This is a genomic window from Paenibacillus hodogayensis (assembly GCF_039536325.1).
Taxonomy (GTDB): Bacteria; Bacillota; Bacilli; order Paenibacillales; family NBRC-103111; genus Paenibacillus_AB; species Paenibacillus_AB hodogayensis.
On record NZ_BAAAYO010000005.1, the window covers coordinates 87,220 to 100,969 of the forward strand.

At 58.3% G+C, this 13,750-nt stretch carries 12 protein-coding genes; 11 read left to right on the plus strand and 1 reads right to left on the minus strand.

Annotated elements, in window-relative coordinates:
* The first annotated feature begins 106 nt into the window (after positions 1-106).
* From ABD796_RS09855 to ABD796_RS09895, 9 genes are all read left to right on the plus strand, one after another.
* Positions 107-1,594: a tagaturonate epimerase family protein gene (locus ABD796_RS09855; protein ID WP_344906663.1), complete on the plus strand. Its 1,488-nt coding sequence runs from the start codon at positions 107-109 to the stop codon at positions 1,592-1,594.
* Positions 1,595-1,680: 86 nt separating this feature from the next.
* Complete coding sequence (locus ABD796_RS09860; protein WP_344906666.1) at positions 1,681-2,958, plus strand: glucuronate isomerase; 1,278 nt, start codon at positions 1,681-1,683, stop codon at positions 2,956-2,958.
* A 160-nt stretch (positions 2,959-3,118) separates the two neighbouring features.
* Complete coding sequence (locus tag ABD796_RS09865) at positions 3,119-4,789, plus strand: helix-turn-helix domain-containing protein (RefSeq protein WP_344906669.1); 1,671 nt, start codon at positions 3,119-3,121, stop codon at positions 4,787-4,789.
* A gap of 156 nt (positions 4,790-4,945) precedes the next feature.
* On the plus strand, positions 4,946-5,872 hold the full coding sequence (locus ABD796_RS09870; RefSeq protein ID WP_344906672.1) for a dipeptidase: 927 nt from the start codon (positions 4,946-4,948) through the stop codon (positions 5,870-5,872).
* A gap of 118 nt (positions 5,873-5,990) precedes the next feature.
* Positions 5,991-7,496, plus strand: a complete 1,506-nt coding sequence (locus ABD796_RS09875) for a spore germination protein (RefSeq protein WP_344906676.1) — start codon at positions 5,991-5,993, stop codon at positions 7,494-7,496.
* A complete protein-coding gene (locus tag ABD796_RS09880; RefSeq protein ID WP_344906679.1) occupies positions 7,496-8,710 on the plus strand; it encodes a Ger(x)C family spore germination protein in 1,215 nt (404 codons plus the stop codon). The genes ABD796_RS09875 and ABD796_RS09880 overlap by 1 nt, the downstream gene beginning before the upstream one ends.
* Positions 8,703-8,939 carry a hypothetical protein gene (locus ABD796_RS09885; RefSeq protein ID WP_344906682.1) on the plus strand — a complete coding sequence of 79 codons (237 nt, stop codon included), beginning with the start codon at positions 8,703-8,705 and terminating at the stop codon, positions 8,937-8,939. Before ABD796_RS09880 ends, ABD796_RS09885 begins: the two co-directional genes overlap by 8 nt.
* A gap of 12 nt (positions 8,940-8,951) precedes the next feature.
* On the plus strand, positions 8,952-10,055 hold the full coding sequence (locus tag ABD796_RS09890) for a GerAB/ArcD/ProY family transporter (RefSeq protein ID WP_344906685.1): 1,104 nt from the start codon (positions 8,952-8,954) through the stop codon (positions 10,053-10,055).
* Positions 10,056-10,112: 57 nt separating this feature from the next.
* Positions 10,113-11,093: a VanW family protein gene (locus tag ABD796_RS09895; protein ID WP_344906687.1), complete on the plus strand. Its 981-nt coding sequence runs from the start codon at positions 10,113-10,115 to the stop codon at positions 11,091-11,093.
* A gap of 106 nt (positions 11,094-11,199) precedes the next feature.
* On the opposite strand, the gene ABD796_RS09900 is transcribed toward ABD796_RS09895, so the two are convergent.
* Positions 11,200-12,114: a cation diffusion facilitator family transporter gene (locus ABD796_RS09900; protein WP_344906690.1), complete on the minus strand. Its 915-nt coding sequence runs from the start codon at positions 12,112-12,114 to the stop codon at positions 11,200-11,202.
* 425 nt (positions 12,115-12,539) lie between these two features.
* On the opposite strand from ABD796_RS09900, the gene ABD796_RS09905 reads away from it, so the two are divergent.
* Positions 12,540-13,289, plus strand: a complete 750-nt coding sequence (locus ABD796_RS09905; RefSeq protein WP_379116243.1) for a polysaccharide deacetylase family protein — start codon at positions 12,540-12,542, stop codon at positions 13,287-13,289.
* A gap of 62 nt (positions 13,290-13,351) precedes the next feature.
* The gene (locus tag ABD796_RS09910) at positions 13,352-13,561 is read left to right on the plus strand and encodes a hypothetical protein (protein ID WP_344906693.1); all 210 of its coding nucleotides are present in this window, start codon (positions 13,352-13,354) and stop codon (positions 13,559-13,561) included.
* Positions 13,562-13,750 lie beyond the last annotated feature (189 nt).

A 13,750-nucleotide genomic window follows, 5' to 3' on the forward strand; every position in this document is an offset into this window, starting at 1 on the left:
GAAGTTGCGCTAAGATGAGGCTAGGCGCGAGTTGGGCGGTCCAGGCCGCCCATTTGCCGCAGGCTGACGCGACAACAAGTCGTTCATTTTATGAGGAGGTTCTTCGATGCAGGCGATATATTCGGTAATTGAAGCATGGAATAACGGGGGAACGGAAACGAAAGTATACGAGCGTTCGCTCGCGGAGACGGGCGGCGTACGCATCGTCATGATCAAGCAGAACGGGCGTAAAGGGCTGCTCGTCGAAGGAACGGGAGAGCTGGCCGACGCGCTGCAGGGAGAAGCGGTGCAAGGCGGTTCGGTTGCGGCCAAGCTGTGCCCGCTGACCCATGAAAATCGTCTGGCGCTTAACCGCTTTCTTCCCTATACCGCGCCTCGCGCTTTCGGCACGGGCATTTCCACGATCGGCCTCGGCGACCGGCTCGGCATCGCATCGCCAGGGCATATCGAGACCGTACGCGGCAAAGACATTCGTCCGATTCTGGCCCAGCAAAGCATCCGCGAGCTGAACCTGACCGGACGCGACTATAAGGAAGTGCTGGATGCGGCGTGCTACGCGGCTTTTCAGGAAGGCTACAAGGACGGCTTCGGCGCCGACGGCGACCATCTGAAGGTCGAGGCGGACATCGAGCTGGCGCTCGGGCTCGGCTTTACGATGCTGACGCTGGACTGCTCGGAGCATATCGACAATACGATCGAAGGGCTGTCGGATGCGGATATTTTGGCCAAATACGCCCAGGTGTCTCCGGAGATTCGCTCCCATTACGAGAGCCGGTATTTGAATCGCGCGCTCGAAGCGGCCGGTACCGAGTTCGTCTTCAGCCCGTTATCGTTGGCCAAAAACGTACTCATTTACGCCAAGGCGATCGATTATATGGAGCATATTTTCCGCAAATATATCCAAACGGCCGGCCGTGAGATCGATTTTGAAGTGTCGATCGACGAGACTCTTACGCCGACCGATCCGGCATCCCATTTCCTGATCGCGGAAGAGCTGTACAACCGGGGCGTCCAGCTGTTCTCGATGGCTCCGCGCTTCTGCGGCGAGTTCCAGAAGGGGATCGACTATATCGGAGACGTGGCCCAGTTCGAGGAAGAGCTGAAGGTGCACGCCGCGATCGCGGACCATTTCGGCTACAAGCTGAGCATTCACTCCGGCAGCGACAAGTTTACCGTATTCCCGATGATCGGCGTTCATACGAAAGGGCGGTTCCACCTGAAGACGGCCGGCACGAACTGGCTGGAGGCAATGCGTGTCGTAGCCCGCACAAACCCGGACCTGTACCGCCGCATGCACGCTTACGCCTACGAGCATTTCCACGAGGCGACCGCTTATTATCACGTGAAAGCCGACCTGAAGGCGATCAAGCCGCTGGACAGCGTGTCCGATGCCGAACTGCCGGACTACCTGAACGACGACGACGCCCGGCAAATGCTGCACATCACGTACGGCGTGCTGCTCCAGGCCAAAGACGGAAACGGCCAAAGCCTGTTCAAGGACGAATTTTTCCGCTCGATGGATCGTAATGAGGAGGCGTTCACCGAAGCGCTGATCGGCCATATCGGAAAACATATCCGACTGCTTGGCAAATAGGACCAAAAACGTGTAGAATAGTAGTATAAAGACTATGCACACGTTAACATCATCAACTCCGTCAACCGGGGAAAGGAAGTCGAGAAATGGCTTTTCAAAGCAAAGAGGAACTGCGTTCGTTCGTACGCGAAACCGTGCGCACGACCCCGATATCCGACATTCATACCCACCTGTTTACCGAGGACTTCGGCAATATGCTGCTGTGGGGTATCGACGAGCTGCTGACTTACCATTACCTCGTTGCCGAAACATTCCGCTTCTATCCGGAGCTGGAGTATGAGACGTTTTGGGCCATGACCAAGAAAGAACAGGCGGACCTTGTCTGGAAAACGCTCTTTATCGACCATTCGCCCTATAGCGAGGCATGCCGCGGCGTCTTGACCGTGCTGAACCGGCTCGGGCTGGACGTGGCTTCGCGCGATCTGGAGGCGTACCGCGCTTTCTTCGCATCCAAGTCGACGAGCGAATATATCGACCTCGTCTTCGAGCTGTCCAACGTGGCGAACGTCTGTATGACGAACGATCCGTTCGTCGACACCGAGCGCGAAGGCTGGGAGAAGATCGACACCGTCGATCCGCGGTTCAATACCGCTTTGCGCATCGATCCGCTGCTGATGCAGTGGGAAGAGAAAACGTGGGAACGGCTGCAGGAATGGGGCTACGACGTCGAGCAAGCGGTGACGGACAAGACGGTCGAGGGCATCCGCGAGTTTCTGCGCGTATGGATTCGCAAGATGAACCCGCTGTACATGGCGGTTTCGCTGCCACCGTCGTTCCGTTATCCGGAGCAGTCCGCGCGCGGAGACATTATCGAGAAGTGCATCGTCCCGATCGCCCGCGAATTCAACATTCCGTTTGCGATGATGATCGGCGTCAACAAGCGGGTCAATCCGGCGCTCGGCGATGCCGGGGATAGCGTGGGCTTAAGCGATGTCCGGGCCGTCGAGCAGATGTGCGCGCTCCATCCGGATAACAAGTTTTTGTGCACGATGCTGGCTCGGGAGAATCAGCACGGTTTGGCTGTCGCCGCCCGCAAATTCCGCAACCTGCACGTATTCGGCTGCTGGTGGTTCCTGAACAACCCGAGCCTGATCGAGGAAATGACCCGGATGCGCTTCGAGCTGCTCGGCACGAGCGTAACGCCGCAGCATTCCGACTGCCGGGTGCTCGACCAGCTTTTGTACAAATGGGATCATTCCCGCGAGATTATCGCCAATGTGCTCAGCGACAAGTATGCCGATCTGCTGGACACCGGCTGGAAAATCAAGAAGAAAGAAATTCGCCGCGATGTGGCCGACCTGTTCGGCGGCGCATTCTGGCGGTTTCTCGGCAAGCCGAATCCGGTGGAGGTTACCGGCGGCTGACCGCGTTTCCCAAGCGACCAAACCCTCGACATTGTTTTTCCATGTCGGGGGTTCTTTGCCGTTTTCCCATTGTCGCCAAAGAAATCCGCTAAACGATTGACGTTGAGAATGATTATCACTTAGAATGGGGGTATATATCGAAAAAAGGGACGTGACTTCGTTGAAACGGGAAAAAGCGCTCGCGGCGGCAGACGGCTATGACGCGCTCCGCCACTTGTGGTTCAGACTGCGCGACATCGTAAGCATCGGCCCGGACAGTCCGCTGGTTGGCTTGCATTACGCGACCGCGCACCTACTCCTGATCGCGGTCGATCGGGAGGCGCATATTGTCGCCGACGGTCATATGACCGCGCTCAAACCGGGCGGCGCGTTCGTCTGCCTGCCCCGGCAGCTTGTGCAGGTTACGATGCAAGCGACGCTGCGCGAATCGGGCCAGAACGGCGAAGAGCATGGCTTGTGGGCCGTTCGTTTCGATGCGATCGAGGAGGGGCAGCTTGCCGCACCCGCGTTGGAGGAAACCCGTTCCCAGGATCGGCGGCACCTGTTCCCGCTGCACGGCGGTTTCGTCTTGTCCGATCCGGGCTGGATGCAGGCCGCGCTGTCCGGCATCCGGCAGTTCAGGGAGGCCGGAACCGGTCTCGGGGCTCTGCGTGCTCAGACGGCGTTCCACGAGGCGCTGTGCCGGCTGCTGGAGGATGCGGCGCTGTCTGCACAGCCTGCGCAGGACAGCCATGCGGAGGAGGCCATGGACCGGGCGTTGGACTATATGGAGCGGCATCTGGACCAAAGCGTGACGATCGACGAACTTGCCCGTCAGGCCGGCTTGAGCCGCTATCACTACATGCGCTCGTTCAAGCAGAAGCATGGCATTAGCGCCATGGATTATTTGACCGGGCTGAGGATCAATAAGGCGAAGCAGCTGATGGACGGCTCCCCGGGCCGTCTGCGGGAAATCGCGAGACAGGTCGGGTATAGCGACGAATATTACTTCATCCGCAAATTCAAACAGCAGGTCGGCATCCCGCCCGCGACGTTTATCAAGAAACGGCAGCGCAAGGTGGCCGCCTACAGCTTTCCGAACATCGGCCAGCTTCTTGCCTTGCAGATCGTGCCGATCGCCGCCCCGATGGATCATTCGTGGACCGATGCTTATCGCAAAAAATACGAAACCGACGTGCAGACAAAGCTAAGCCACGATTATGCCTTCAACCGCGAAGCGCTCCGTCTTGCTCCACCGGACTGCATTATCGGCGTCGACCACTTCGTCCCGGCGGAGGAGCAAGAGAAGCTGAGACAGATCGCCCCCGCTTTGTTCGTGCCTTGGCTCGATGCCGACTGGCGCCAGCATCTGCGCGTCACTTCCGGTTTTCTCGGAATCGTCGAGGAGGCGGAGAGCTGGCTCGACCAGTACGATCGTACCGCCGCTGTCGCCAGGGAACGCGTAAGCGGGATCGTGAAGGACGATAAGGTGCTCGTCCTTCATATGGTGCGCGACCATTGCTACGCATACGGAGCACGCTCCGTTGCCGGGGTGCTGTACGAAGATCTGCGACTGGCTCCGCCGTCGGGCATTGCCGGAACCGACTCGCACAAGCGCCTTGACTTCAGCGGTCTGGCCGAGCTCGACGCGGACCGGCTGCTGCTCATGTTTCCCGGCGCGACCGATGCGCAGGCCCAGTGGGAGGCGCTGCGGCAAACCGAACCGTGGCGCAAGCTGAAGGCGGTGCGCAACAATCGGGTATCGCTGCTCCCTCTCTTCCCTTGGTTCGAATATTCGGCGCATACGCAGCAGCAGTTTTTGAGCGAGGCGTTGTCTGTCTTTCATGCGTAACGATGCTTGTGTGCCCGAATGATAGATGGGACGGGTGATAGGTGCGAAATGGCCGGAAGTTATTCGCCGGACTTTTGGTGGAATAGGTGTATCCCCCAACATTCGCTCATAAAGTGATAGTGATCACGATCGCATGGTACGGGGAGGGGAACGGAGATGGACATTATCGATCTGCACGGCGACGCCCTATACAAGCTGTGGAGGCATGGCGGAAGGCTGTCTTTCGCCGACGCGGATGAGTTGGAGACGAACAAGCGGAGGCTGGCGGCGGGAGGCATTCGGGCGCAGGCGTTCGCTTTGTTCGTTCCGCCCGAGGTGAAGGAGGAGCACAAGTTCCAGGCGGTGCTTGACCAGCTGCATTATTTTCACGAAAAGGTGCTGGCCGTCGATCCCGACATGAAGCCCATCGCATGCTGGGACGACTTCGATCGCCTGCAGGACGGCGAGATCGGGGCGATGCTGACGCTGGAGGGCGTGGATGCAATCGGCACGGACGAACACAAGCTCGCCCTGCTGTACCGGCTCGGGGTCATGTCCGTCGGCCTGACGTGGAACGAGGCCAACCTGGCAGCGGACGGAGCCATGGAACCGCGCAATGCCGGGCTGACGCGGTGGGGGCGGCAGGTGGTGGCGATGAACAACCGGCACCGACGGCTTACGGACGTGTCCCACCTAGGCGAACGGGCATTTTGGGAGACGGTCGAGCTGGCGGACTATCCGATCGCGAGCCATTCCAACGCCAGGGCGCATTGCGATCATCCCCGCAATTTGACCGACGGGCAAGCGGCTGCGCTGTTTGCCAAGGGGGCGACGGTGCACGTGGTGTACAATCCGCCTTTTACGAAAAGCGATAGAAATGCCACGATCTCCGATCTGATCCGTCATATCGACCACTTCTGCTCGTTGGGCGGCGTGAGTTATGTCGGGCTAGGGTCGGATCTCGACGGGATACGCTCCCATATTCCCGGTCTGGAGCATGCCGGCCTAACGCAAAATTTGATCAATGAGCTGTTGAAGACATTTAAGGAAGAGGAAGTAAGGGGGTTCGCCTCCGCCAACTTTTTACGCTGCCGGCCGCATTGATGCGGTGCGGCAGCTTTATTTTTGCGCCGGTCCGTCCCGCTGCGGAATATCGGTAGGAAGAAGTGGAAAGCTTAACAAATGCCAGAATGATTACGAATCCAATGAAGGAAACCTCACGATGATTCAGCCATCAGCAAATCACGACGAACGTTTGACACCCGAGCTGGCCGGCAACCGTCTCGCCGTGCAGCGGATGTTCGACGTTTGCAGCGACATCGTTTATGTGGAGTGCCTGGTATGGCAAACGGTGCCGGCTCTGTTCGTCTATTTCGAAGGGCTGACGAACGAAGAGCGGTTAAATGAAATCAGGCTGTTCGCGACACGGGAGCCCGGGCCGGACCAGACGCAGCAGCAGCTTAGGGAGGCGCTGGGCCGGGAAATTTCCCATCTTCGCCTCAATGAAGTGGAGACGCTCGGCGATCTGTTCGAGCAGACGACGCTCGGCCATCCGGTGCTGCTGGTCGACGGGATCGCCGGCGGCTACGCCTTTTCCTTGTCCGACTGGCGCAAGCGCAGCATCGAGGACCCGGTAGCGGAGTCCGTCATCCGCGGACCGCGAGAAGGCTTCACCGAATCGCTATGCGACAACGTGGCGATGCTGCGCAGAAGGGTGCGGACGCCCAGCCTGAAGACGAAGGCGCTGGAAATCGGGCGTTACACGAAAAGCCGCGTAACCATCGGCTATATCGAAGGGCTTGCCGCTCCGGAGCTGATCGAGGAAATCGAGCGAAGGCTCGCCGCCATCGATACGGACGGCATTTTGGAGAGCGGGAATATCGAGGAATGGATCGAAGACAGCCCATTCTCACCTTTTCCGCAGCTGATGGACACAGAGCGACCCGATACCGCCGCAGCCGGGCTGCTGGAAGGCCGGGCAGTCATCGTGACGGACGGCACGCCGTTCGTTCTGATTGCCCCGATCACGCTGTTTTCCTTGCTCCAGTCCCCCGAGGACTATTACCAGCGCTACATGATCTCTACGGCGATCCGCTGGCTGCGCTACTTGTTCATGATGGTCGCCCTGCTCGCCCCTTCGGCTTACGTAGCGATTTTGACGTTCCATCAGGAAATGATCCCGTCCTCGCTTCTGCTGAGCATCGCCAAGTCAAGGGAGGAGATCCCCTTCCCGGCGCTGGTCGAAGCGTTCATTATGGAGACGATGTTCGAGGCGCTTCGCGAAGCGGGCGTTCGGCTGCCAAAGCAGGTCGGCGCTGCCGTCAGCATCGTGGGCGCGCTCGTGATCGGACAAGCGGCGACGTCGGCCGGGCTCGTCTCCTCGCCGATGGTGATGGTCGTGGCCATTACGGGAATCGCTTCGTTCATGATCCCGCACTATACGATCGGCATCTCGATCCGGCTGCTGCGCTTTCCGATCATGCTGCTGGCCGGGTTCATGGGGCTGCTCGGCCTGCTGACCGGCTTGATCGGGATTGTGATCCATCTATGCTCGCTTCGCTCGTTCGGCGTCCCTTATTTGTCGCCGATCGCTCCGGGAATGGCCGGGGAATGGAAGGATGTGCTTGTCCGGCCCGCAGCCTGGGCGAACTTGAAGAGGCCCCGGTTGACCGGAAGCGGCGGCGGGCTCAGGCGGAAAGGGCGGAATGCGGAGAAAGGAGGCCGATGATGCGGATAAGTCCGCGATCGGGGGCGTTGGCCGCAATGGCCGCCCTTCTGCTGCTGACAGGCTGCTGGGACCGGATCGAGATCAACGATATGGCGATCGTAATGGGGGCCGGCATCGACCAAGACGATCAGAACAAGGTGCATTTGTCCGTGGAGGTGTATTTGCCGACGGGCAGCTCGGCGGATTCCGCACAGTCAGGCTCCGACTCCGGCTCCTCGAAGGACCAAAGCGGAACGATCACGGCAAGCGCCTCGGGCGGTTCCTTGTCGGAAGCGCTGGGGCATTTGCAGGAGAGGCTGTCGAGAAGGCTGTACTGGGGACACAATAACATTTACATTATCGGCAAAAAGCGGGCCGAGCACGGCATTCAGGAAGATTTGGAATTCGTGCTGCGCTTCATCGGCATGCGCGAGCGGGCATCCTTCTATGTGTCGGAAGGAAGGGCGAATGAAGTGCTGCAGGTCGTCCCGTATCTGGAGCGCAGCGCGGTCGAAGCGCTGCGGGAGCTTTCCAAGACCCAGGTGAGCACAGAGGTCGATATGAAGCACATTCTGGAGCGAATCGTACGCAACCCGGAACAAACCTTTTATGTGCCGCATGTGCTTTCCGGTCCGGAGATGGTGGATAAGGGCCACATCCGGAATACGGACGAGCCTTACTTCCGAGGCTTGGCGGTGCTCAAAAACGGCAAGCTGGTAGGTACCCTCGATAACGATTCGATGCTGGGCACGCTGTGGCTGACGGACCGGGTGAAATCCTCTACCCAGATTGCCTATCCGGCGGGTAGAGGCAAGATCACGATGAGCTTATCGAGCAGCAGCACCGAGCGGCTGCCGCGCATTTTGCCCGACGGTACTTGGGAGATGAGGATCAAGGTGCGGTACGAGGGCGATATTGTTCAAAATACGGCGAGCCTCGATCCGATGAAGCCGGAGGAATTGGAGCAAATCGTCGAGGGCGCCAACACGTATATCCGCAGCCGTATAGAGAGGGCGCTAGAGAGCTTGCAGAAGAAGCAAGCCGACGTGCTCGATTTCGGAGAGCAGTTTCATAAAAAGTATCCCAAGGCATGGAAACAGGAGAAAGCGAACTGGGGAAAGCGGTTCGCCGAGGTGAAGCCCGTTTTGGACGTGCAGATCGCTACGGTTCGGCAGGGGGTCATGACCGGGGATATTCCGAGCTTGTTCAGAAGAGAAGAGGGTGGGGATGAATAGTATCGCGCTTGGTTTTGTATGGGCAGCCGGCATCGTCGTCATGGCGGTTGACCGGAAATCGTGGCGAACGGGAGGGCGGGACACGCTGGCCTACGCGTTTATAGTGGTTTTTGCCCTTGCGGTGTCGGCAACCCTGCTCCTCAGTCCCAAGGCTACTTATTTGACCGGCTGGATCGAAGCTCTGTACAAGCCGCTCGGCGATTACTTGAAGCCCCCGCCCCAAACGTAAGGAGTCCTGAAGATGAACCGCGGACAAATCTCCGTCTGGCAGATGGCGCTGCTTCTGTTTCAAATGGTGCTCGGCTCCTCCATATTGCTGATGCCCTCGATTACGACGCGCTTGTCGGGCAGAGACATGTGGATGACGCCGATTGTGGTGATCGGCGTCGGGTATCTTGCCGTCTGGCTGGCCTGGCGGCTTCACCGGCTGTCTCCGGACGGTACGTTTCATACGCTGCTGGAGAACGTATTCGGCAAAATGGTCGGCAAGACGCTGGGCTTGCTTTTTATCGTGTTCCAGCTGCATATTTTGTCGTTCGTCGTGAGGGACTACGGGGAATTTATCGTCCTGAATTTCTTCTTCAAGACGCCGGTCGTGGTAGTAATCGGCATGATGCTGGCGCTGTGCGTCTGGGCCCTCCGCGCGGGCATCGAGGTGCTGGCCCGCATCGGGCAGCTGTTTGTACCGCTGATCACGTTTATTACGATTCTGATTTTTGCCCTGCTCATTCCCGAGCTGGATCCGGGTAAAGTAATGCCTTTGCTGGAACGGGGCTTCGAGCCCGTCTTCAAAGGGTCGTTAGTGGTGGGCGGCTGGTTTTGCCAATTGTTCCTGATGGTCTACTTGCTCCCGAATGTGAAGGACTCCCGTACGGCTTTGAAGTGGGGGATGTGGGCCGCGACAGGCATCGGTGCGGTTATGCTGGTAACGAACCTGGCGCTGCTGATGCTGCTTGGAGAGAGTACGTCGCATTATGTTTATCCCGTCTACACGGCGGCCCGCTACATAGCCATTGCGGACTTTTTCGAGCATGTCGAGTCGATGATTATGATGGTATGGGTTTTGGGCGAATTTATTAAAATCGGCATTCATTTGTATGCCGTATCGATCGGACTGGCGCAATGTTTGCAGCTGAAGAAAACGGATGCGCTCATCGTGCCGCTCGGTCTTTTGCTGCTGCTCTTCTCCTTTCGTCTTGTGCCCGGCTTCCAGACGCTGGCCGTGTTCGTCTCGACGACGGGAACGATCTATATTTTGACAGGCTACCTGCTGTTCCCGCTGTTCGTATACGCCGGAACGCGCGTACGCAAGGCGATGGGCGGGCGCGTCCGGCTTGGCGACTAGCGAGGAACACGAAAATCGGCGGCGGTGCCGGGCCGATAAAAGGAGAGACTACTGACAATGAAATCCGCATGGCTTCTTGGGGCGCTGCTGCTGGCACCGATGGTGCAGCAGCAGGCGCCGACGTCCGGGCCTCTGTCGCTGGAGCACGCCGGCCAGATGATCGCTTCCGTGGAGAGGGCGGACTATTCTCTTCCGGGCCAGACGGTCGTCGATACGGCCAAGCTGGATGCGCTGATCGCCAAGCTGGAGCAGCGAACCTACGAGCCGCCGCTTAATGCGGTGATCGGCGACAACGGCAAGATCGTAGCCGGCCGGACCGGCTATACGCTGAACCGCGAAGCGCTTGCGGAACAGTTTTACGCTTATTTCTACGGCAATGGTCCGGCGCGGTTCGAGCTGCAGCGGCGCACGGTGTATCCGAAAGTCGACAGCGAGCTGCTTGCCCATATCCGGCAAAAGCCGATCGGCAGCTACGTGACGTACTACAATTCCGGCAACAAAAGCCGCTCGCATAACATCGCGCTTTCGGCCAAAGCGATCAACAACCATGTCGTCTTTCCCGGCGAGACGTTCTCGTTCAACCGGATCGTTGGGGAACGAACGGCCGCCCGCGGCTATAAGCGCGCGCCGATCATCGTGCGGGGGGAACTGTCCGAGGGCATAGGCGGCGGCATCTGCCAAGTATCGTCCACGTTGTTCAATGCGATCGATCGCGCCGGCCTGCGCATCGTCCAGCGCTATTCCCACAGCCGCCACGTTCCTTACGTGCTGCCGGGACGGGACGCGACGGTCAGCTGGGGCGGGCCGGACTTTACGTTCCAGAACGCTTACAACCAGCCGGTTCTGATCCGCGCTTTCGCCGGAGGAGGCAGCATGTCCATCGCCCTGTACTCGTCCGACTCGATCGAATACAAGCCGCGCGAGGTTCCCGGGATTACGAAGACGCTGCCTGAGGAAGTGCCGCTCGAAACGGACGCCGATCGGGACTCGCGCGGAACTGGCGCGCCGGAGGACATCCCCGGAACATCCCCTTCTTGATCGCAAAGGGGGTTCGCCAACCCCTTTCGATCGCATAGGGATTAAGGAAAACCCCGGCCTGCACCTTGTCTTATTCCGGCAAAGAAAAAGCCTTCAACGCCACTTTTTACAGTGGGGTTGAAGGCTCTTTGTCTTCCTTATACCACGGATTGAGATGGATCAGCACTTCGTCAACCTCGGGATGGCGTTTCATGACGGCGCCTTTGATGGAACGGGAAATATCGTGTCCCTGCTGGATGGTTAGTTCGCCGGGAATGCTGACCCGCAAGTCGACGAGAATATAATGTCCGTGCTCGCGCGCCCGAATCCGGTCGATCCGCTTCACTTGCGGAATGCTTCGGACGAGCGTCGTATATTGCTCCAGCTTGTCGTGGCTGACGGTTTTCTCCATCAGGATATCGATCGCTTCCTGGGCCATATGCCAGGCAAGCTTCATGACCAGCACGGAAACGATAATCCCGGCTGCCGGATCGCCGTAAGTTAGCAGGTGAATGCCGTAATGGTCCCCGACCAGCGCCAGGCCGATCCCGGCCACGGCGGCGATAGACGCGTAGACGTCGGCCAGATGGTCGTAAGCGGTGGCGATCAGCCCCTTGCTGTTCTCTTTTTTGCCGACCCGAATCGTATACACGTACAGCCATTGCTTCCAGACGACCGATACGAAGGCCGCGCCCAGCGCGAGGTAACTCGCTTCCTCGGGCTCGTGGAAGAAGGCGAGTACGGCATGGTAACCGATATAAAGGGCGGCCAGCACGAGGATGATCGCCACGATACCCGAGCCGAGTACTTCGGCTTTGCCGTGGCCGTACGGGTGATCCTCATCGGCCGGACGCTTGGAGATGCGCATCGAGCTCAGCGCGGCGGTCGTAGCGATTACGTCTCCGGCATTATGGACGCCATCGGCGATCAGCACCTGGGAGCCGGACAGCAGCCCGACAATCAGCTTCAAGGCGGTCAGCGCGACGTTGCTGATCAGGCTGATCCAAACCGCCAGCATGGATGCTTTGTTCCCCTCGGTCATAAATCATTACCTCCCACAGCTTTTTTTCCTGACGGAAACAAAAAACCTTGACCGGTATCGGTCAAGGTTTCGGTATCGTTATGAATCGGTAATAGGCGCAAAATCGTTACCATAAGCCACCACTCCATCGCAAAGTCTTGTTATTATATCACAACCGCCGGCCGCTTACAATGCGGATCGGCGGAGGGGCTGCGGAGAGGCGCAGGGCAATCGCAAGAGACAAAAGGGAATCCGATTTCAAGTGCGATTGGAGGAGCAAAGGCTCACCGCAGCCTCGCTTTCCCGCCGATTTTTTATGGGATTGCCCCGCCCCGCTGCAGCCCGCAGCGATTGTTTGGTATAGCGCGGCGATTTGGGGAGATATTACCGATAGGCGCGTTTTGGCAAACCCGGCTTCGAACAACAGGAGCGGAAGAGGAGGACATATGGGTACCCTTGGAAAATCGCTAATCATGACCATTTGCTTGACGACAGCCGTATTCGGCTCGGCGTATTCGGCGCCGTCGAAGAAAGGGCGAGATTACTACGAGGCGCGCGGCGACATCGTATGGGAGGTGCCGACGGACAAGAAGGTGATTGCACTGACGTTCGACGACGGCCCAGATCCGACGGATACGCCGGAGATTTTGGCGCTGCTGAGGCAATATGAGGCGAAGGCGACCTTTTTCGTCGTCGGGCAGCGGGTGGAGAAATATCCGGAGCTCGTACGGCAGGAAGTACTGGACGGGCATGAAATCGCTAATCATACATACAGCCACAAGTACATGAACAACCGCAAGCGTTCGGCCGACCATATCGACAACGAGATTTCGAAAACCGAGCAAAGCATCGTCAACGCTACCGGACAGAAGCCGCATCTGTTCCGCCCTCCGGGAGGCTACTACAACGAGCAGGTGGTCAACGCCTCGAAAAAGGCCGGCTACACTGTCGTGCTGTGGTCTTGGCATCAGGACACGGAAGACTGGAATACGCCGGGCGTGGGCAAAATCGTCAATAAGGTGCTGAACAACGCCCGCAACGGGGATATTGTGCTGTTTCACGATTACGTGGAAGGCAAGACGCAGACCGTCGCCGCGCTGAAGCAAATTTTACCCGAGCTGCGGCAGAGAGGATTCCAGTTCATCACCGTATCCGAGCTGCTGACCCACCGCAAGGCGGCCGCGGTCGAGAAGTGAGGCCGAAACGGGCAGCCTTTTATTCGCATCTGCCGGGAATAAAGCGGGAGGTCGCGAATACAATGGTTCTTGTGCTCGGAAAATATGCGGTAAAGCGGGGAAACGGCAAAATGAACGTGCAAGTCAAGCGCAAGTCGATTTCGGAAAAGGAACAAAAGGTTATCCAGTTCGTCAAACAAAACTACAAAGGGCTTTACGCCATGAGCGAATGGCTCGAAAGCAGGAAGAGAGGGCTTGCGGCGCAGCCGGAATCGGCAGCGGCGGGCCGATAAATCCGAAACCCGTATGGCGCGTGCGCAAGCTCTGCGCATATTCTTCAAAAGACCCGAACCCGATGATTTCAATCCGGTTCGGGTCTTTTGCTTAAAAACGTAACCGATCGGGAGCCGGGACGAAAAACAATTGACAGCATCGATTGGAAAATGGTATCATTCGTACAAAACCGAGTAAGTATATAGGAA

Coding starts and splice junctions, on each gene's coding strand:
- ABD796_RS09885 (WP_344906682.1), top strand. CDS start 8,703: ATGAATAGTATCGCGCTTGGTTTTGTATGGGCAGCCGGCATCGTCGTC.
- ABD796_RS09890 (WP_344906685.1), top strand. CDS start 8,952: ATGAACCGCGGACAAATCTCCGTCTGGCAGATGGCGCTGCTTCTGTTT.
- ABD796_RS09860 (WP_344906666.1), top strand. CDS start 1,681: ATGGCTTTTCAAAGCAAAGAGGAACTGCGTTCGTTCGTACGCGAAACC.
- ABD796_RS09895 (WP_344906687.1), top strand. CDS start 10,113: ATGAAATCCGCATGGCTTCTTGGGGCGCTGCTGCTGGCACCGATGGTG.
- ABD796_RS09900 (WP_344906690.1), bottom strand. CDS start 12,114: ATGACCGAGGGGAACAAAGCATCCATGCTGGCGGTTTGGATCAGCCTG.
- ABD796_RS09875 (WP_344906676.1), top strand. CDS start 5,991: ATGATTCAGCCATCAGCAAATCACGACGAACGTTTGACACCCGAGCTG.
- ABD796_RS09905 (WP_379116243.1), top strand. CDS start 12,540: ATGGGTACCCTTGGAAAATCGCTAATCATGACCATTTGCTTGACGACA.
- ABD796_RS09910 (WP_344906693.1), top strand. CDS start 13,352: ATGGTTCTTGTGCTCGGAAAATATGCGGTAAAGCGGGGAAACGGCAAA.
- ABD796_RS09855 (WP_344906663.1), top strand. CDS start 107: ATGCAGGCGATATATTCGGTAATTGAAGCATGGAATAACGGGGGAACG.
- ABD796_RS09870 (WP_344906672.1), top strand. CDS start 4,946: ATGGACATTATCGATCTGCACGGCGACGCCCTATACAAGCTGTGGAGG.
- ABD796_RS09880 (WP_344906679.1), top strand. CDS start 7,496: ATGCGGATAAGTCCGCGATCGGGGGCGTTGGCCGCAATGGCCGCCCTT.